Raw genomic sequence first — 18511 nt, 5'->3', positions numbered from 1 at the left:
CAGCGCCGCCACCAGGACGAGCGTCGCGGTCGCCGCCACGGCGACCGCGAGGGCCACGGCCAGCGGCGTCCCGACGGAGACCGCCGCGCCCGCCTCGGAGCCGACGACAGCGCGCAGGGCGCCCCACGCGGCGACCCCGCCCGCCGCGGCAGCGGTCAGCGCGAGCAGCGCGCCCTCCACGGCGGCCGCGGCCGTCACGGTGCCGGGCGCGGCACCGCGCGAGACCAGGAGGGCGACCTCGCCCTCCCGGGTGGCCGCGAGCAGCCGGGCCACCTGGACCAGCGCGACCAGGCCGACGAGGGCCAGCAGGCACAGCGGGACGAGCGCGACGGCGTCCGCGGCGCGCAGGCCTGCGCCCAGGTCGGCCGCGATCACGTCGAGCGTCCCGGTGACGGTCAGCCCGCGGGGCGCGACGTCCGGGTCCTCGCCGAGGATGCGGTCGACCGCGGGGGTCAGCGCCGCCAGGGCGGGGAGGTCCTCGGGGGTGAGCGCGGCTCCGTCGGGCACGACCGTCCAGCGCGCGAACGGGTCGGTGTCCAGCCCGGCGAGCACCTCCTGGCTCACCACGACGGGGCCGAGGTACGCGCCGTCCGACCCGGTGAGCACGGTCGGGTCACCGAGCCAGCCCGCGTCGTCGGGGTCGGTGACGCGCCAGGTCGCGGCGATCGTGACCGCCGTACCGGTGCCCGCGGGGTCCTCGGGGTCGACGCCGAGCCGGACCCGGTCGCCGACCGCCAGCCCGGCGGCCTCGGCGGCGTCCGCCTGGACCGCCGCCTCGTCCGTGGCGGCCGGCCAGGCGCCGTCGACCAGGGTGACGCCGCTCGCGCCCGCGCCCGACAGGGCCTCCTGCCGCGAGGGCGCGGGCAGGAGCGCCACCGACCAGCGGCCGAGGTCCTGCCCGTCGGCGTCCGTCGTGTACTGCGCCTCGGTCCGCACGTCGTAGGTGACCCGGTGCGGCACGCCGTCGAGCAGGTCGGCGAGCACCTCCTGCACGCGCGCGTCCTGGGCGTCGGCCGCGGCGCCGTCCGCGAGCCGGGTGGCGAGCTGTACCGCCCGCCCCGAGGGTTCGGCCGCGGCCAGACCGTCGCGCGCTCCCGCGGTCGCCGCCGCCTGCGTCCAGCCGACCGTCACGCCCAGGGCGCCGGTCAGCACGGCCACCAGCAGCCAGACGAGCGCGAGCAGGCCACGGTGCGCCGTGGACCGGCGGGCAAGGAGGGTGGCTCGACTCACGGGGCCAAGGTAGCCCGGGCCTGTGACACGCACGACGAAACTAGGGGCGCCCCGGGCAACGATCCGGTCACGCCGCTCAGCCCACGCGCTCCCCCTCCAGCGCTCCGCCCGCGGCGCGCCATCCCATGAGGCCGCGTGCCAGGCTCACCGCGTCGAACCCGAGCTCGGCGAGCAGGTTGGCCGCGCCCCGGGAGAGCAGGCCGCCCGTGCAGAAGGCGATCAGCACCCGGTCGTCGGGCAGCTCCTCGGCCCGCGCCTCCAGGTCGGTCAGCGGGAGGTGCAGCGACCCTGGGACGTGGTGGTCGCGCCATTCGCGCTCCCGGCGCACGTCGACCACCAGGGCACCCTCCTCGACGAGCCGGAGCGCCTCGGCGGCGCTCACCTCCGGCGGCCGCCGCAGGTAGTGGCGGACGCTCATCGCCGCGCCTCCCGCCGCACGTTGACCAGCGTGAGGACGCCGCCGAGCACCGGGACGAGCGCCAGGAGCCGCGTGCGCAGCAGGAGCCCCTGCCCGAGCAGGGCCGTGACCGCCACCGCGAGGTAGAGCGCGCCGTGCGCCGGGCCGAGCGCCGATGCGACACCTTCGACGTGCACCGTGGCGAGGTTGCCGAGCAGCAGCACCACGCTGACGAGCTCCAGCACCGAGAGCACCTCCAGCGTGCGCAGCAGCGGCCTCATACCGACCCCGGCCGCACGACCATGAGCACGACGACCGCGGCCCACAGCAGGTTGAAGACGCCGGTCAGCATGCTGAGCGGGCGAAGGCGGCCGGCGTCGCCCGGCGCGTCCAGCGCCGCGCGCTGGCCCGGCGCGATCCGCAGCGCGAGCAGGCCGCCCGCGACGGCGGTGAGCACCATCGCCACGACCACCCAGATCTCGCCCAGACGCCCCTGGACGGCCGCGAGCACCAGGCCGATCACGGGTACGACGAGGGCCAGCACGCCGTAGACCCGGGTCACGCCGTGCAGCACCTGGGCAACCGAGGCGCTCCGTTCGGACCGGGCGGACCGGGCGGACCGGGCGGACGGGTCCGCGGCAGAGGCCACACCGGGGCCTGTCGCACCGGCCGCGACGGGCGCGAAACGCGGGAACAGGCTGGTGGTCACCGCCACCGGGCCGACGAACAGGATGCCCGCGAGCACGTGCGCGGACAGCAGCAGATTCTCCATACCTTCAGCCTAACTGAAGGATGGTCATGCTTCAGACCGCCTGAAGGTTGGACCCGGCCCGCGTCACCGGCTCCGTGCCATGTGCTCCTCGATCTGCCGCCGCAGCGCCTCGGTGAGCACGGGATACTCCTCGGCGAACCGGGCGTCGAGCACGGCGACCCGCTCCGCCGCCTGGCCCAGCAGCCGCTCGCCGGCCGCGGTGACCCGCAGCCGCGACGCCGCGCCCGCCCGCGCCGTGGTGTCCTCGACCAGGCCGTCCGCCGCGAACGCGGCCACGGCGGTGTGGGCGCTCTGCACGGTGATGCGCGAGCGGCGGGCCAGCTCGCTGAACGAGACCCCAGGCGTGGCGCGGATGTGGCCCAGCAGGCCGTACTTGCGGGTCGTGAGGCCGAGCGGCTTGAGCGCGTCCGCGAACGCGACGTCCCAGACCCGGCCGATCGTCAGCAGGGCGATCGTCGGGCTGAACGGCGGCTTCTCGGGCATGGCAGCAGGCTATCCGCGGCGGCCACCGACGGCGTCCGGCAGCCCGCGCCCGGCGCGCCCCACAGAACCCGCCAGGGCATGACGCAGGCCCCCTCGCCATGGTGGGCCGGACGGCTCCACCAGGCCAGGGGGCCTCGTGACATCGGACGGCGGCCGGGCCGCCGTCGTACCTGCTAGCGCTGGTTCGCGGGCACGTACGGGCGCTCCGTGGCGCCCGTGTAGACCTGGCGCGGGCGCCCGATCTTGGTCTGCGGGTCCTTGATCATCTCGCGCCACTGGGCGATCCAGCCGGGCATCCGGCCCAGCGCGAACAGCGGCGTGAACATGGCCGGCTCGAAGCCCATGGCCTTGTAGATGAGGCCGGTGTAGAAGTCGACGTTCGGGTAGAGCTTGCGCTCCACGAAGTAGTCGTCCGAGAGGGCGATCTCCTCCAGGCCGCGCGCGATGTCGAGCAGCTCGTCCTTGGCGCCGAGCTTGTCGAGCACCTCGTCCGCGGACTTCTTCACGATCGCGGCGCGCGGGTCGTAGGACTTGTACACGCGGTGGCCGAAGCCCATCAGGCGCACGCCGTCCTGCTTGTTCTTGACCTTCTCCATGAAGGTCTCGACGGTCTCGCCGCCCGAGCGGATCTTCTCCAGCATGGTCAGCACGGCCTCGTTGGCCCCGCCGTGCGCCGGGCCCGAGAGCGCGTTCACGCCCGCGGCCACCGAGGCGTACAGGGTCGCGTTGGACGAGCCGACCACCCGCACCGTGGACGTGGAGCAGTTCTGCTCGTGGTCCGCGTGCAGCACGAGCAGCTTCTCCAGCGCGTCCACGATCACCGGGTCGGCCTCGTAGGCCTCGTACGGCGTCGCGAACGTCATGCGCAGGAAGTCCTCGACGTAGCCGCGCGAGTAGTCCGGGTACAGCAGGGGCTCGCCCACCCGGCGCCGGTGCAGGTAGGACGTGATGGTGCGCGTCTTGGCGAGCAGCAGCACGGTGGCCAGGTCGACCTGCTCGTCGTCCGCCGGGTCGAGCGACTCCGGATAGAACGTGGACAACGCGTTCACCGCGGAGGCGAGCACCGCCATCGGGTGCGCGTTGCGCGGGAACGTTCCCATGAACGTGCGGAAGTCCTCGTGCACCAGCGTGTGCCGGTTGACGCGCTCCGTGAACGCGTCCAGCTCCGTGGGGCTCGGCAGCTCGCCGTAGATGAGGAGGTAGGCCACCTCGAGGAAGCCGGAGGACTCGGCGAGCTGGTCGATGGGGTAACCGCGGTAGCGCAGGATGCCGGCGTCGCCGTCGATGTACGTGATCGAGGACTCGCACGACGCCGTGTTCATGAAACCGGGGTCGACCGTGACCAGACCCGTGTCCTTGAGCAGCGACGACACGACGATGCCGTCGTTGCCCTCGCTGGCGGCGACGACAGGCAGGGTGTGAGTGGTTCCGTCGACGGCGAGCTCGACGCGGCTCGAGCCGTCCAGCGGTGTGGAGGTCATGTCTTCCTTCCTGAGTGGCGCACGAGGGACGCTGCTGTGAAAGAAAGGTGTCGGGACAGCGTCGACCTGGGGCACGACAGTATCGCGCCCTGCTTTAGTTTTTCCAATCCATCGGTCAAGGCTGCGTGATGCGTGTCACAGCATCGGCAATCTGCGCGTCAGTCGAGGTCAGCGCCACCCGCGTGTGCGTGCCGTCGCCGTACAGGTGCCCCGGCGCGGTCAGGATGCCCCGGTCCGCGAACCACTCCGCGACCGCCAGGCCCGGGCGGCCGTCCGGCGCCGCCACCCAGAGGTACAGCCCGGCCTCCGACCCGTCGATGACGAACCCGGCCTCGGCGACCGCGGCGGCCAGCGCCCGGCGCCGGGCGCCGTAGGCCGCACGCTGGGCGGCGACGTGCGCGTCGTCCGACAGGGCCGCCGTCATGGCGGCCTGCACCGGCGCGGGCACGATGAGGCCCAGGTGCTTGCGGGTCTGCGTGAGGCCGGCGACAAGGGCGCCGTCGCCCGCGAGGAAGGCGGCGCGGTAGCCCGCGATGCTGGACTGCTTGGAGAGGGAGTACGCGGCGAGCAGGCCCTCGTGCGACCCGCCGCACACGCGCGGGTCGAGGATCGAGGGGACGCCGCCCGTGCCCGTCGCGGCGTCGTAGGGGGAATCCCACACCAGCTCGGCGTAGCACTCGTCGGAGACGACGACGGCGCCGATCGCGCGGGCGGCGTCGACCACGGCGCGCAGCGCCTCGACGTCGAGCACCCGGCCGGTGGGGTTGCCCGGGCTGTTGACCCAGACCATCTTCACGTCGTCGCGGCCGGCCCAGTCGGCGACGTCGTCCGTCGCGAGCGGTGTGGCACCGGCCGCTCGGATGCCCGCGAGGTAGGTGGGGTAGGCGACGGCGGGGTGCACCACCACGTCGCCGGGGCCCAGGTGCAACAGGGAGGGCAGCAGGCCCACGAGCTCCTTGGAGCCGACGGTCGGCACGACCGCTGCCGGGTCGAGGCCCGGCACCCCGCGGCGCCGGGCGAACCAGTCGGCCACGGCCTGGCGCAGCGCGGGCGTGCCCGCGGTCATCGGGTAGCCCGGCGCGTTCGACGCGGCCTCGAGCGCCCGCCGCACGACCTCGGGCGTCGGGTCCACGGGCGTGCCCATGGAGAGATCGATCAGCCCGCCCGGGTGGGCCTTCGCCGTGGTGGTGATGCCGTCGATCGAGTCCCAGGCGAAGGGCAGGTCCGAGAGGTCGTGCAAGCCCACGTCAGGCCTGGGGCGGAAGGGCCGCGATCATCGGGTCGTCCTTCTGGATGACGCCCATCTTCGCGGCGCCGCCGGGCGAGCCCAGGTCGTCGAAGAACTCCACGTTCGCGCGGTAGTAGTCCTTCCACTCGTCGGGGACGTCGTCCTCGTAGTAGATGGCCTCGACCGGGCAGACCGGCTCGCAGGCGCCGCAGTCCACGCACTCGTCCGGGTGGATGTACAGGGAGCGGCTGCCCTCGTAGATGCAGTCCACGGGACACTCCTCGATGCACGCCCGGTCCTTGACGTCGACGCACGGCTGAGCGATCACGTAGGTCACTTGGAGGGTGTCCTTCCACTTCCGGACTGAGGATCATGCACGATGCCGACCGCGGTACGACCCGGCGGGGCGATCCTAGTATCTCTCGGGACGCCCCCTGATCCCCACCGGTCTCACGCAGCGGAAGGAGAACCGACGTGACATTCGCTACACCGGCCGCGCCCGGAGGGTGGCGGGGCCTGCGCCCCGGCACCCGGGTGGTGGTCCGGCGCCGCCTGGCGCCCGCCGGCCGCGTCGTGTCGGACGGCGGCACGGAGCACCGCTGGACGGACCTGATCGGCTTCGTCGTCGAGGTGTCGGACGCCGGCCTGCGGCTGCGCACCGACCCCGTCCCGGGCCGCGGCGAGCCGCAGGAGGTCGACGTGGCGGCCGCCGACATCGAGGCCGCCAAGCCGATCCCCCCGCGACCCGTCAGGCCTTCTGGTCCACCCAGATGACGCCGGTCGGGCACATGCTCACGGCCTCCTGCACCGCGAAGTCGTGCTCGGCCGAGGGCCGCTCGTCGAGCAGCACGACGATGCCCTCCTCGTCCTGGTCGAACACGTCGGGTGCGAGCAGGACGCACTGGCCGGCGCCGCAGCAGGCGTCGCGGTCCACGTTGATCTTCATGGGGGTCACTCTCCCCACTCAACGGGCAGTTCGTCGAATCCGGCCACGAGCAGGCCCTCCTTGCGCGGCACCGTCTCGACGGGTACCGCCAGCCGGAGGCCCGGCACCTTGCGCACCAGGGCGGCGAGCACGATCTGCAGCTCGGTGCGCGCCAGCGACTGGCCGAGGCACGAGTAGGAGCCCGCGCCGAACGAGAGGTGAGGGTTCGGACGGCGTCCGAGGTCCATCTCGTCCGCGCCCTCGAACGTGCCCTCGTCCCGGTTCGCCGCCGCGAGGCTGCACACCACGGTCGTGCCCGCGGGCACGGTCTCGCCCGCGATCTCGATCTCCTCGTCCACCCAGCGCACCATGCCGAAACCCGCGTTCGGGTCGAACCGCAGCGACTCCTCGACCGCGCTGCGGACCAGCGACGGGTCGGCGACGAGCTGCTCCCACCGGGAGCGGTCGCCCAGGAACAACGCCATCATCTTGGCGATGTGGCTCGCGGTGGTCTCGTGGCCGGCCACGAGCAGCGCCATGCTGGTGCCGATCACGGTCTGTGCCGTCAGCCGCGGGTCGTTCTGGTCCACGAGCGCGATGAGCTCGGAGATCAGGTCCTGGCCCGGGTCCGCCCGCTTGGCCTCGACCAGGCCGGCCATGTACGCGCCGAACTCCTGGCGCGCCGCCGAGATCTCCTCCTGCGTGTACCGCGTGGTGCTCAGTGCCGTGTCCGACCAGTACGGGAACCGCTCCCGCTCGTCCTCGGGCACGCCCAGCAGCTCGCAGATCGCCCACACGGGCAGCGGGAACGCGACGGACGGGACCAGGTCCGCGCTCGTGCCGGCCGCCAGCATGTCGTCGATGAGCTGCTCGGCCTTCGCCTCGATGCCGGGAGCCATCGCCTGCACCCGCTTGGCGGTGAACGTCGCGTTGACGAGCCGCCGCCAGGCCTGGTGCTGCTCCTCGTCCGCCATGACCCCGGTCGGGTCGTTGCTGAACGTGCCGCCGTCGTCCTGGGAGCCCACGCCCGTGCCGCCCGCCGGGATGACGCGGCCGAACCGGCCGTCGGTGAGCATGGCGCGGACGTCGTCGTACCGGGTCAGCAGGGTGGCCTCGCCGCCGCTGGCGAGGCGCACCCTGGCCACGGGGCACTGCTGGCGCAGCTCGGCCCACTCCGGTGGCGGCTCGATCGCACGATCCGACGGGATGGGGTAATCGAGCAGGTCAGACATGTTGTCCTCCGGTTGGCTGAGGGGGTTGTGTCCCGCCCATCCAATACCGGTCCGGGTGAATCGGACAAGGGTGTCCGGTTACTCAGGCGTTGGCGACCAGGCCCAGCTCCGCCACGCTCGCCAGGTGCTGGTGGCGCGGCACGATCCGGACGGTGTAGCCGAACGGCCCGGAGGTGTCCAGGCCCACCTCCCCGCCGAACGCGTGCCGCCCCGCCTCGTAGGACTCCACCAGCGCGAGGGACTCGGCGGTGAACTCGTCGATGACGTCGGCCTCGGTGACCCGCCCGTGCACCACCTGCACGTCCACGTCGTCCGGCGACAGCGGCCCGAGCGAGACGTAGGCCCGCACCGTCAGCCGGTCCCCGACCCGCACCGCCTCGCCGATGCCCGCCGACTCGACGTGGTCAACGCGCACCTGCGGCCACGAGCCGCGCACGTGGGCCTTCCAGCCCGCGAGGTCCTTGGCCGCGGCGAACCCGTCGGCGGCGAGCACGCGCCCGGCCTGCGCCGCGGGCGCGTACAGCCCGTGCACGTACTCGGAGACCATCCGCGTGGCCTGCACCTTGGGGCCGAGCGTGGCCAGCGTGTGCCGCACCAGCTCCAGCCAGCGGCTCGGCACGCCGTCGGCGGACCGGTTGTAGAAGGCGGGCGCCACCTGGGACTCCACCAGGTCGTAGAGCGCGGCGGCCTCCAGGTCGTCACGGCGGTCGGCGTCCTCGACGCCGTCGGCCGTCGGGATGCCCCAGCCGTTCTCGCCGTCGTACCACTCGGCCCACCAGCCGTCCTCGATCGAGAGGTTCAGGCCGCCGTTGAGCGCGCTCTTCATCCCGGAGGTGCCGGACGCCTCCAGGGGCCGCAGCGGGTTGTTCAGCCAGACGTCGCAGCCCGGGTACAGCGACTGCGCCATGCCGATGTCGTAGTTCGGCAGGAACACGATGCGGTGCCGCACCTCGGGGTCGTCGGCGAACCGGACGAGCTGCTGGATGAGCCGCTTGCCGGAGTCGTCGGCCGGGTGCGACTTGCCGGCCACGATGAGCTGCACGGGCCGCTCGGGGTGCAGCAGGAGCGCCTTGAGCCGCTCCTGGTCGCGCAGCATGAGCGTGAGCCGCTTGTAGGTGGGCACGCGCCGCGCGAAGCCGATGGTGAGCACGTCGGGCGACAGCACGTCGTCCACCCAGCCGAGCTCCGCCGGGGACGCCCCGCGCTCGCGCCAGGACTTGCGCACCCGGCGCCGGGCCTCGGCCACCAGCTCGCCGCGCATCTCGCCGCGCAGGGCCCACAGCTCGGCGTCCGACACCTTGCTCGCGTCCAGCCAGCCGGCCGACGCCTCGGGCGCCGTGATCTCGTCCAGGCCCATGCGCTCGGCCTCGACGGCGGCCAGCCGCGGCGCCACCCAGGTGGGCGAGTGCACGCCGTTGGTGACCGACGTGATCGGCACCTCGCGCGAGTCGAACCCGGGCCACAGGCCCTCGAACATCTCTCGGGAGACCTGGCCGTGCAGCAGCGAGACACCGTTCGCCCGGCCGCCGAGCCGCAGGCCCATCACCGCCATGTTGAACACGGTGGGGTCGCCGCCGTCGTAGTCCTCGGCGCCGAGCGCGAGCACGGTCTCGACCGGCACGCCGGGCATCGTGTTGTCGCCGCCGAAGTAGGCGCTGACCAGCTCCTTCGGGAACCGGTCGATGCCCGCGGGCACCGGCGTGTGCGTGGTGAAGACGGTGGCCGCGCGCACGGCCTCGTGGGCCTCGCCCACGCTGAGCCCCGACCCCACGAGCTCGCGGATGCGCTCCACGCCGAGGAAGCCCGCGTGGCCCTCGTTGGTGTGGTAGACCTCGGGCTCCGGCGCGCCGGTGAGGCGCGACCAGGCGCGCAGCGCGCGCACGCCGCCCACGCCGAGCAGCAGCTCCTGCTGCAGGCGGTGCTCTCCCCCGCCGCCGTACAGCCGGTCGGTGACCTTGCGGGCCGCGTCGTCGTTCTCCGGCACGTTCGAGTCGAGCAGCAGCAGCGGCACGCGGCCGACGGCGGCGACCCAGACGTGCGCGTGCAGGCTGCGCCCGCCGGGCAGGGCCAGCGAGATGACGGCGGGCGTGCCGTCCTCCTCGCGCAGGACCGCCAGCGGCAGGCCGTCCGGGTCGAGCAGCGGGTAGGTCTCGACCTGCCAGGCGTCCCGCGTCAGGGACTGCCGGAAGTAGCCGGCGCCGTACAGCAGGCCCACGCCCACGATGGGCACGCCCATGTCGGACGCGCTCTTGAGGTGGTCGCCCGCCAGGATGCCGAGGCCGCCCGAGTACTGCGGCAGCACCGAGGTGATGCCGAACTCCGGCGAGAAGTAGGCGATCGCGTGCGGCAGCTCGCCGCCCGACGTCGTGGTCTGGCCCTGGTACCACCGCGGGTCCCGCAGGTAGCGGTGCAGGTCGTCGGACGCCGCCCGCACGCGGCCCGTGAACTCCTCGTCGGCCGCGAGCGCCGCGAGGCGGTCGGAGCCGAGCGCCGCGAGCAGGGCGACGGGGTCGCCCCGGACGTCGGACCAGAGGTCGGGGTCGATGCTCGCGAACAGCTCGCGCGTCGGCGCGTGCCAGGACCAGCGGAGGTTCTGGGCCAGCTCGTCGAGCGCCGCGAGCTGCTCGGGGAGGACCGTGCGGACGGTGAATCTGCGGATCGCTCTCACCGGCAGAACACTACGCACATGTGGGGGCGAGCACACCTGTTGCCCGCGGCTTCACGGACCCGTCCGACGACGTTCACCGGACCTCGGCGCGCCCCACAGGCGAGTCCCCCACGAGGGTCGATAGCGTGTTCCGGTGAGCCCGCACACGAGTCCCGGCCGGATCGGCCGCATCCCCGTCCTCGAGGTCGCTCCCGTCGTCGAGGGCGGCCGCTGGCCTGCGAAGGCGGTGGTCGGCGAGGTCGTGCCCGTCGAGGCCACGGTCTTCCGCGAGGGGCACGACGCCGTTGCCGCGACGGCCGTGCTCGTCGCCCCGGACGGGACGGACCACTCGTGGGCGCCCATGGTCGACGTCGCGCCCGGCCTGGACCGCTTCCGCGGCGAGCTGCAGCCCGACGCCGAGGGCGACTGGTCCTTCCGTGTCGAGGGGTGGTCGGACCCGTTCGCCACGTGGACGCACGACGCGGGGATCAAGATCGCCGCGGACATCGACACCGAGCTCATGCTCGCCGAGGGGGTGCGCCTCTTCGACAAGATCTGCCGCCTGGTGCCCGGCGACCCGCTGGTCGCCGCCGGCCGGACGGCGCGCGACGCGCGGGTGCTGACGGCGGCCGCCAAGGCGCTGGCCGACACCCGCCGTCCGGCCCCGGCGCGGTTCGCGGCGGCGACGTCGCCCGAGGTGGTCGAGGCTCTGCGCCGCGCGCCGCTGCGCGAGCTGGTCTCGGCGTCGGACACGTACCCGCTCCGGGTCTCGCGGAAGCTCGCGCTGGCGGGGTCCTGGTACGAGATGTTCCCCCGGTCGGAGGGCGCGTACCAGAAGAAGGACGGCACGTGGGTGTCGGGCACGTTCGCGACGGCGGCGAAGCGCCTGCCGGGCATCGCGGCGATGGGGTTCGACGTCGTCTACCTGACGCCGGTCTCCCCCATCGGGACCACGTTCCGCAAGGGCCGCAACAACACGCTGGAGGCGGCGCCCGGCGACCCGGGCAGCCCGTACGCCATCGGGTCGGCGGACGGCGGGCACGACGCGATCCACCCCGACCTGGGCACGGAGGCGGACTTCCGGGACTTCGTCGCCGCCGCACGAGCTGAGGGGCTGGAGGTCGCGCTCGACATCGCCCTGCAGTGCTCGCCGGACCACCCCTGGGTCACCGAGCACCCCGAGTGGTTCGTGGTGCGTGCGGACGGTTCGATCGCCTACGCGGAGAACCCGCCCAAGAAGTACCAGGACATCTACCCGCTCAGCTTCGACACCGACCCCGACGGGCTGTACGAGGCGGTGCTCGGGGTGATCCGCACGTGGATCGACCGGGGCGTCACCCTGTTCCGCGTGGACAACCCGCACACCAAGCCCCTGGACTTCTGGGAGTGGCTGCTGGCGGAGGTCCACGCGACCAACCCGGAGGTCATCTTCCTGTCGGAGGCGTTCACCAAGCCCGCGATGATGCTGACGCTGGCCCGGATCGGCTTCCACCAGTCGTACACCTACTTCACCTGGCGCAACACCAAGGAGGAGGTCGAGGAGTACCTGGCCGAGGTGAGCGGGCCGCAGGGCTCGGTGCTCCGCCCGTCGTTCTGGCCAACCACGCACGACATCCTCCCGCCCTACCTCATCGAGGGCGGCGTCTCGGCGTTCGCGGTGCGGGCCGTGCTGGCCGCCACGGGCTCGCCGACGTGGGGCATCTACTCCGGCTACGAGCTGGTGGAGAACGTCCCCCGCCCCGGCGTCGAGGAGCAGATCGACAACGAGAAGTACGAGTACCGGCCGCGGGACTGGTCGCGGGCGGACGACTACGGGATCGCCCTGCTGCTGGGCGAGCTGAACGCGATCCGCCGCGCGCACCCGGCCCTGCAGCAGCTGCGCAACCTGACCGTGCACCCCACGACGAACGACCAGGTGGTCGCGTACTCGCGCCGGATCGGCGCCGATCACGCGTCGCGCGCGACAGCGACGCCACCGGGCCGCACCATGAGAGCAGGGGGTAACGATCGGCGTGCCCCGCGGCACGACGACGTGATCGTGGTCGTGCTGAACCTGGACCCCCGGAACGTGCAGGAGTCTGTAGTGCACCTGGATCTCTCCGCCCTCGGCCTCAGTGCCCCCGACGGCGACGACAACGCCCCGTTCTACGTGGCACACGACCTGCTGTCCGGCGAGACCTACGGCTGGGGAGCTCATCCCTGGGTGCGGCTCGACCCCCAGGTCCGGGTGGCCCACGTCCTCCAGGTGGGTCCGGCATGACGACGTTCGGGCCGGGTGGCCCCGCCGTCGGGCCGCCGGAGGGATACCCCGCACAGCCGACGCCGCCGGCCGGGCCGGAGCCGACGCCGGCCCGTCCGTCCGTGAACGTGCCCAACCCGCCGTCGGTCCCGGTGCCCGTCCAGGCCCTGCCGCCGCGTCGGCAGCCGCGCCTGGACGCCCGCCGCAAGGGCCTGTCGGACGACCCGGAGTGGTACAAGAAGGCCGTCTTCTACGAGGTGATGATCCGGTCGTTCTCCGACTCGGGCGACGGCGGGTCGGGCGACCTGCGCGGCCTCGTGGAGCGGCTCGACTACCTGGAGTGGCTCGGCATCGACTGCCTGTGGCTGCCGCCGTTCTTCCCGTCGCCGCTGCGCGACGGCGGGTACGACGTGGCCGACTTCACCGCCGTCTCGCCGCAGTTCGGCACGATGTCGGACTTCAGCGACCTGGTCGCCGCCGCGCACGAGCGCGGCATCCGCGTGGTCATCGACCTGGTCATGAACCACACGAGCGACGCGCACCCGTGGTTCCAGGCGTCGCGCGCCGACCCGGACGGCCCGTACGGCGACTTCTACGTGTGGAGCGACGACGCCACGCAGTACCAGGACGCGCGCATCATCTTCGTGGACACCGAGACGTCGAACTGGACGTTCGACCCGGTGCGGCGCCAGTACTTCTGGCACCGGTTCTTCAGCCACCAGCCCGACCTCAACTTCGAGAACCCGCGCGTCGTGGAGGCCATGCTCGACGTCGCCCGGTTCTGGCTGCAGCTCGGCGTGGACGGGTTCCGGCTCGACGCCGTGCCGTACCTGTTCGAGGCCGAGGGCACCAACTGCGAGAACCTGCCCGAGACGCACGGGTTCCTGCGCAAGGTGCGCCGCATGCTGGACACCGAGTTCCCGGGCCGCATCATGCTGGCCGAGGCGAACCAGTGGCCGGCGGACGTCGTGGAGTACTTCGGCACGGACGACGACCCCGAGTGCCACATGTGCTTCCACTTCCCCGTGATGCCCCGCATCTTCTACGCGATCCGTGACCAGCGGGCCCGCCAGCTCCTGGAGATCCTCGCCGACACCCCCGCGATCCCCGCGAGCGGGCAGTGGAGCACGTTCCTGCGCAACCACGACGAGCTCACGCTGGAGATGGTCTCGACCGAGGAGCGCGCCAGCATGTACGGCTGGTACGCGCCCGACCCGCGGATGCGGGCCAACGTGGGCATCCGGCGGCGGCTCGCGCCGCTGCTGGACAACGCCCGCAAGGAGATCGAGCTGGCCAACGCGCTCCTGCTGTCGATGCCCGGCACGCCGTGCCTCTACTACGGCGACGAGATCGGCATGGGCGACAACATCTGGCTGCCCGACCGCGACGCGGTGCGCACCCCGATGCAGTGGACGCCGGACCGCAACGCGGGCTTCTCCACGGCCGACCCGGGCAAGCTGTACCTGCCGCTCGTGCAGTCGCTGGTGCACCACTACCAGCACACCAACGTGGAGGCCCAGCTCGCGCAGCCGACATCGCTGCTGCACTGGATGCACAACATGCTGGCGTTCCGGCGCCTGCACCCCACGTTCGGGACGGGCGACTTCACGGCGCTCGACTGCAACGACGAGTCGGTCATCGCGTTCACCCGGTCGTCGGCCGAGGAGACGCTGCTGATCGCCGCGAACCTGTCGGCCACGGCGCGCTCGTCCACGATCAAGCTGCCGGGGTACGCCGGCTGGACGCTGACGGACGTGTTCGGCGGCGCCGCGTTCCCGGGCGTCGGCGACGACGGCATCCTGACGATGACGTGGGGCGCCCGCGACTTCTACTGGCTGGTGCTGGCCCCGCCCGTGCCGGCCGGGACGAACGGCTCCACCGGCACGAGCGAACCCGTCGGGCAGGCGCGAGAGGGGTGAGCCCGGCGCGTCCCGTCCACGTCTCCCCAGGCGCCGCGCACCTCCCACCGGAGGTGCTGCGGCTCCTGGACACGTGGCTGCCCGCGCAGCGCTGGTACCCGGTGCCCGCCGAGGGCGTGACGCACGAACCGTGGCTCACGGTCACGTTCGGCGGCGTGGCCGACGTCGTGGTCGCACTCCTGCGGCTGGTCGGCCCGGGTCTGGCGGCGGGCGACGAGTCGCTGGTGATCCAGGTCCCGCTGGTCCTGACCCCCACGGCGGAGCCGGAGGCGGACACCGCCGACACCGAGGCGGCCGGCCTCATCGGGACGGTCACCACGGCGTCGGGCACCGCGACCGTGCACGACGGCGGGGTCCACCCCGCGGCCTGGCACGCCTACTTCACCGCCGCCCTGCCCGCCGCGTGCGAGCCCGAGGACTGCGCCGAGCTCCGCGACGCGCGGCGCATCTCCGGGGAGCAGTCGAACACGTCGGTGGTGCTCCCGGCCCTGCCGCACGCGACCGGGCGCGGCGGGATGCTCAAGATCCTGCGGACGGTCGCCCTGGGGCCGCACCCCGACGTCGTGATCCCGGAGGCCCTGACGCGGGCCGGCTGGGACGGCGTGCCCCGCTTCCTCGGCGCGGTGGAGCTGCCCGCCACTGGCGCCGGGGCAGCCGGCTCGCGCGGTACCGCGCACGGCGGCGACGCCGGGCCCGTGGCGCACCTCGCGGTGCTCTCCGAGCTCGTGCACGAGGGGACCGACGGGTTCGAGCTGGCCTGCGGGTACGCCGCCCGGGACGAGGACTTCGGGGAGCGGGCCGCCGAGCTGGGCGCCGTCGTCGCGCACCTGCACGCCGCCCTGCGCGAGGCCCTGGGCCCCGGGCCCACGCTCGAACCGGCCGGGTTCATGGGGGTGCTGCGGCGCCGGGCCGCCGAGGCCTTCGCGGACGTCCCCGCCCTGGCCCCGCAGCGCGCGGGCGTCGCCGCCCTGTACGAAGCGCTGAGCGCCCGGCTGGCGACGGTCGTCGAGCGCGGCGACGTCGTGCCGCTGCAGCCGATCCACGGCGACCTGCACCTCGGGCAGGCGCTCTGGTCGCCGGACGGCTGGAAGGTCCTCGACTTCGAGGGCGAGCCGCAGCGCCCCGTGTCCGAGCGCACGGCGCCCGACCTGCCGCTGCGCGACGTCGCCGGGCTGCTCCGGTCGCTGGACTACGCCGCCGCCGTCGGGCAGGCCACGGACCCGCACTGGGTGTCGCACGCGCAGGTCAGTTTTCTCGAGGGGTACCGGCAGGCCAGCGGCGAGGCGCACGGCGAGACCGTGCGCCCGGTCGACGGCGCGACGTCGACGGGCAGCCCGCTCGACGTCGGCACCGCCGAGCTCCTGCTGCGTTCCCTGACCGTGGACAAGGCGCTGTACGAGGTGGTCTACGAGTTCCGGCACCGCCCCGCGTGGACGCACATCCCGCTCGCCGCCGTGGAGCGCGTGCTCGGCTCGTGACCTGGGCATCGGTACGCGCCGGGTACGTGTCGCACGTCACGCGCCCGACGTGGAAAGGTAAACCCATGGCTGACCTGCCCGACGTCGACCTCGAGGTCCTGACCGCTGTCGCGTCCGGAACCCACCACGACCCGCACACCGTGCTCGGCCCGCACCTGCTGGACGGGCCCTGGACCGTGGTGCGCGCCCTGCGCCCGCTCGCCGACGAGGTGGTCGTCGTCACGGCGAGCGCCGAGGTGTCCGCCACGCACCAGGGTGCGGGCGTGTGGGCCGCCGTCGTCCCGGCCGCCGAGGAGGAGGACGGCTCCCGGCACGCCCCCGACTACCGGATCCGTACCCGCTCCGGCACGGACACCTGGGAGTCCGACGACCCGTACCGGTTCCTGCCCACCCTCGGCGAGGTGGACCTGCACCTGATCGGCGAGGGCCGGCACGAGCAGCTCTGGCAGGTGCTCGGCGCCAACGTGCACCGGTACCCGAGCTCGGCCGGCGACATCGCCGGCGTCGCCTTCGCGGTGTGGGCGCCGAACGCGCGCGGCGTGCGGCTCGTGGGCGACCACAACGGCTGGGGCGGCACGCACCCCATGCGGTCGCTCGGCGCCACGGGCGTCTGGGAGCTGTTCGTCCCCGACGTCGGCCCCGGCCTGCGGTACAAGTTCGAGATCCTGGGCGCCGACGGCGTCTGGCGCGCGAAGGCCGACCCGCTCGCCAAGGCGACGGAACAGCCGCCCGCCACCGCGAGCGTCGTGACCACCTCGACGTACGAGTGGCAGGACGACGCCTGGCTCGCCGCCCGGTCGGCCACCGACCCGCACTCCGCGCCGCTGAGCGTGTACGAGGTGCACCTGGGCTCGTGGCGCCCGGGTCTGGGCTACCGGGAGCTCGCGGAGCAGCTCACCGCGTACGTCGTGGAGCAGGGCTTCACGCACGTGGAGCTGCTGCCCGTCGCGGAGCACCCGTACGGCGGTTCGTGGGGCTACCAGGTCACCAGCTACTACGCGCCGACGTCGCGGTTCGGCTCGCCCGACGACTTCCGGTACCTGGTCGACCGGCTGCACCAGGCCGGCGTCGGCATCGTCCTGGACTGGGTGCCCGCGCACTTCCCGCGCGACGAGTTCGCCCTGGCCCGGTTCGACGGGACGCCCCTGTACGAGCACCCCGACCCGAGGCGCGGCGAGCAGCAGGACTGGGGCACGCTGATCTTCGACTTCGGCCGCCGCGAGGTGCGCAACTTCCTGGTCGCCAACGCCACGTACTGGTTCGAGGAGTTCCACGTCGACGCGCTGCGCGTGGACGCCGTCGCCTCGATGCTCTACCTCGACTACTCGCGCAAGGAGGGCGAGTGGACGCCCAACGTGCACGGCGGGCGGGAGAACCTGGAGGCCATCGCGTTCCTCCAGGAGGCGAACGCGACCGCGTACCGGCGTACGCCCGGCGTGATGATGATCGCCGAGGAGTCCACGGCGTTCCCCCAGGTCACGGGCCCGACGTCGAGCGGCGGGCTGGGCTTCGGCCTGAAGTGGAACATGGGCTGGATGAACGACACCCTGCGCTACCTCGCGGAGGACCCGTACAACCGGCGCTACCACCACGGCGAGCTGACGTTCTCGCTGGTGTACGCGTTCACGGAGCAGTTCGTGCTGCCGATCAGCCACGACGAGGTGGTGCACGGCAAGGGTTCGCTGCTGCGCAAGATGCCCGGCGACCGGTGGCAGCAGCTCGCCGGCGTCCGCTCGTTCCTGGCCTACCAGTGGAGCCACCCCGGCAAGCAGCTGCTGTTCATGGGGTGCGAGTTCGCGCAGGACACGGAGTGGGCCGAGTCCGAGGGCCTGCGCTGGGACCTGCTCGGTGATGCCGGGCACTCCGGCGTGCAGCACCTCGTTCGCGACCTGAACGCGCTCTACCGCGCGACGCCCGCGTTGTGGGAGCTCGACTTCGACCCGGCGGGCTTCGAGTGGCTCGAGTCCGACGACGCCGACCACAACGTGCTCGCCTACGTGCGCCGGTCACGCTCCGGGGACCCGGTGGTCGTGGTCGTGAACTTCGCGGGGGTGCCGCACGAGGGGTACCGCCTGCCGCTCCCGGAGGTGCCGTGGGCGGACGGGGCCGCTGAGGCGGGTGCGGCCGCTCCGGGAGGCGCGGCCGCTCCGGCGGGTGCGGCCGGCGGCGCGGTCGAGACCCTGCCGCCCGCCGAGCCGGTCGAGACGGCGCTCCGGCCGGGCCCCGCCGCGACGGGACCGCTGGTCGACGCCGTCGAGCGCGGCACCGGACCCGTGTGGCGCGAGGTGCTGAACACCGACGCCACGGTGTACGGCGGCTCGGGCGTGGGAAACATGGGCAGCGTCCAGGCCGAGCCGGTCCCGCACCACGGCCGCGCGTGGTCGGCGCCGATGCGGATCCCCCCGCTGGGCGCCCTCATCCTGATCCCGGAGCGTTCCGCCGTCCCGGAGTAACCCGATTCCCTTTGAGGCCCGGCTTTC

16 protein-coding genes are annotated in these 18511 nt (G+C 73.3%); 5 read left to right on the top strand and 11 right to left on the bottom strand.

Annotated elements, in window-relative coordinates; all coding sequences use genetic code 11:
• From ACFWEJ_RS15985 to fdxA, 8 genes are all read right to left on the bottom strand, one after another.
• A partial coding sequence (locus ACFWEJ_RS15985; protein WP_377230194.1) for a hypothetical protein occupies positions 1-1230 on the bottom strand: 1230 nt, incomplete at its 3' end.
• Positions 1231-1306: 76 nt separating this feature from the next.
• A complete protein-coding gene (locus ACFWEJ_RS15980; RefSeq protein WP_377230193.1) occupies positions 1307-1648 on the bottom strand; it encodes a rhodanese-like domain-containing protein in 342 nt (113 codons plus the stop codon).
• Positions 1645-1908, bottom strand: a complete 264-nt coding sequence (locus tag ACFWEJ_RS15975; RefSeq protein ID WP_377230192.1) for a hypothetical protein — start codon at positions 1906-1908, stop codon at positions 1645-1647. Before ACFWEJ_RS15975 ends, ACFWEJ_RS15980 begins: the two co-directional genes overlap by 4 nt.
• A complete protein-coding gene (locus ACFWEJ_RS15970) occupies positions 1905-2399 on the bottom strand; it encodes a hypothetical protein (protein ID WP_377230191.1) in 495 nt (164 codons plus the stop codon). The genes ACFWEJ_RS15975 and ACFWEJ_RS15970 overlap by 4 nt, the downstream gene beginning before the upstream one ends.
• Before the next feature lie 63 nt (positions 2400-2462).
• Complete coding sequence (locus ACFWEJ_RS15965) at positions 2463-2882, bottom strand: MarR family transcriptional regulator (protein WP_377230190.1); 420 nt, start codon at positions 2880-2882, stop codon at positions 2463-2465.
• A gap of 173 nt (positions 2883-3055) precedes the next feature.
• Complete coding sequence (locus tag ACFWEJ_RS15960; RefSeq protein ID WP_377230189.1) at positions 3056-4363, bottom strand: citrate synthase; 1308 nt, start codon at positions 4361-4363, stop codon at positions 3056-3058.
• 115 nt (positions 4364-4478) lie between these two features.
• On the bottom strand, positions 4479-5609 hold the full coding sequence (dapC, locus tag ACFWEJ_RS15955) for a succinyldiaminopimelate transaminase (protein ID WP_377230188.1): 1131 nt from the start codon (positions 5607-5609) through the stop codon (positions 4479-4481).
• A 1-nt stretch (position 5610) separates the two neighbouring features.
• Positions 5611-5928, bottom strand: a complete 318-nt coding sequence (gene fdxA / locus ACFWEJ_RS15950; protein ID WP_182619077.1) for a ferredoxin — start codon at positions 5926-5928, stop codon at positions 5611-5613.
• Positions 5929-6065: 137 nt separating this feature from the next.
• Here fdxA and ACFWEJ_RS15945 point away from each other — a divergent pair, with 137 nt between their 5' ends.
• The gene (locus ACFWEJ_RS15945; protein ID WP_377230187.1) at positions 6066-6365 is read left to right on the top strand and encodes a DUF6725 family protein; all 300 of its coding nucleotides are present in this window, start codon (positions 6066-6068) and stop codon (positions 6363-6365) included.
• On the opposite strand, the gene ACFWEJ_RS15940 is transcribed toward ACFWEJ_RS15945, so the two are convergent.
• The 3 genes from ACFWEJ_RS15940 to glgP all read right to left on the bottom strand — a co-directional run bounded on the left by ACFWEJ_RS15940 (position 6340) and on the right by glgP (position 10416).
• Positions 6340-6537 carry a ferredoxin gene (locus tag ACFWEJ_RS15940; protein ID WP_377230186.1) on the bottom strand — a complete coding sequence of 66 codons (198 nt, stop codon included), beginning with the start codon at positions 6535-6537 and terminating at the stop codon, positions 6340-6342. The genes ACFWEJ_RS15945 and ACFWEJ_RS15940 overlap by 26 nt on opposite strands.
• Before the next feature lie 5 nt (positions 6538-6542).
• On the bottom strand, positions 6543-7748 hold the full coding sequence (locus tag ACFWEJ_RS15935) for a cytochrome P450 (RefSeq protein WP_377230185.1): 1206 nt from the start codon (positions 7746-7748) through the stop codon (positions 6543-6545).
• Between the two features lie 82 nt (positions 7749-7830).
• A complete protein-coding gene (glgP, locus tag ACFWEJ_RS15930; RefSeq protein ID WP_377230184.1) occupies positions 7831-10416 on the bottom strand; it encodes an alpha-glucan family phosphorylase in 2586 nt (861 codons plus the stop codon).
• A gap of 133 nt (positions 10417-10549) precedes the next feature.
• On the opposite strand from glgP, the gene ACFWEJ_RS15925 reads away from it, so the two are divergent.
• From ACFWEJ_RS15925 to glgB, 4 genes are all read left to right on the top strand, one after another.
• Complete coding sequence (locus tag ACFWEJ_RS15925) at positions 10550-12655, top strand: alpha-1,4-glucan--maltose-1-phosphate maltosyltransferase (RefSeq protein ID WP_377230183.1); 2106 nt, start codon at positions 10550-10552, stop codon at positions 12653-12655.
• The gene (gene treS, locus ACFWEJ_RS15920) at positions 12652-14553 is read left to right on the top strand and encodes a maltose alpha-D-glucosyltransferase (protein WP_377230182.1); all 1902 of its coding nucleotides are present in this window, start codon (positions 12652-12654) and stop codon (positions 14551-14553) included. Before ACFWEJ_RS15925 ends, treS begins: the two co-directional genes overlap by 4 nt.
• Positions 14550-16031 (top strand): aminoglycoside phosphotransferase, encoded by a 1482-nt coding sequence (locus ACFWEJ_RS15915; protein ID WP_377230181.1) that lies wholly within the window; start codon positions 14550-14552, stop codon positions 16029-16031. Before treS ends, ACFWEJ_RS15915 begins: the two co-directional genes overlap by 4 nt.
• Before the next feature lie 65 nt (positions 16032-16096).
• Entirely contained in the window at positions 16097-18484 is a 2388-nt protein-coding gene (glgB, locus tag ACFWEJ_RS15910; RefSeq protein WP_377230180.1) for a 1,4-alpha-glucan branching protein GlgB, read from the top strand.
• The last annotated feature ends 27 nt before the right edge of the window (positions 18485-18511 follow it).

Origin of the sequence: Promicromonospora sp. NPDC060204 (assembly GCF_042728455.1) — a bacterium.
In the GTDB taxonomy this organism is placed as follows: domain Bacteria; phylum Actinomycetota; class Actinomycetes; order Actinomycetales; family Cellulomonadaceae; genus Promicromonospora.
This window is presented reverse-complemented; position numbering and strand designations above follow the sequence as displayed.

What these genes read in the sequence shown, in the direction of transcription:
- treS (WP_377230182.1), top strand. Translation starts at nt 12,652, where the DNA reads ATGACGACGTTCGGGCCGGGTGGCCCCGCCGTCGGGCCGCCGGAGGGA.
- ACFWEJ_RS15975 (WP_377230192.1), bottom strand. Translation starts at nt 1,908, where the DNA reads ATGAGGCCGCTGCTGCGCACGCTGGAGGTGCTCTCGGTGCTGGAGCTC.
- ACFWEJ_RS15970 (WP_377230191.1), bottom strand. Translation starts at nt 2,399, where the DNA reads ATGGAGAATCTGCTGCTGTCCGCGCACGTGCTCGCGGGCATCCTGTTC.
- ACFWEJ_RS15940 (WP_377230186.1), bottom strand. Translation starts at nt 6,537, where the DNA reads ATGAAGATCAACGTGGACCGCGACGCCTGCTGCGGCGCCGGCCAGTGC.
- ACFWEJ_RS15960 (WP_377230189.1), bottom strand. Translation starts at nt 4,363, where the DNA reads ATGACCTCCACACCGCTGGACGGCTCGAGCCGCGTCGAGCTCGCCGTC.
- ACFWEJ_RS15935 (WP_377230185.1), bottom strand. Translation starts at nt 7,748, where the DNA reads ATGTCTGACCTGCTCGATTACCCCATCCCGTCGGATCGTGCGATCGAG.
- ACFWEJ_RS15980 (WP_377230193.1), bottom strand. Translation starts at nt 1,648, where the DNA reads ATGAGCGTCCGCCACTACCTGCGGCGGCCGCCGGAGGTGAGCGCCGCC.
- glgB (WP_377230180.1), top strand. Translation starts at nt 16,097, where the DNA reads ATGGCTGACCTGCCCGACGTCGACCTCGAGGTCCTGACCGCTGTCGCG.
- ACFWEJ_RS15965 (WP_377230190.1), bottom strand. Translation starts at nt 2,882, where the DNA reads ATGCCCGAGAAGCCGCCGTTCAGCCCGACGATCGCCCTGCTGACGATC.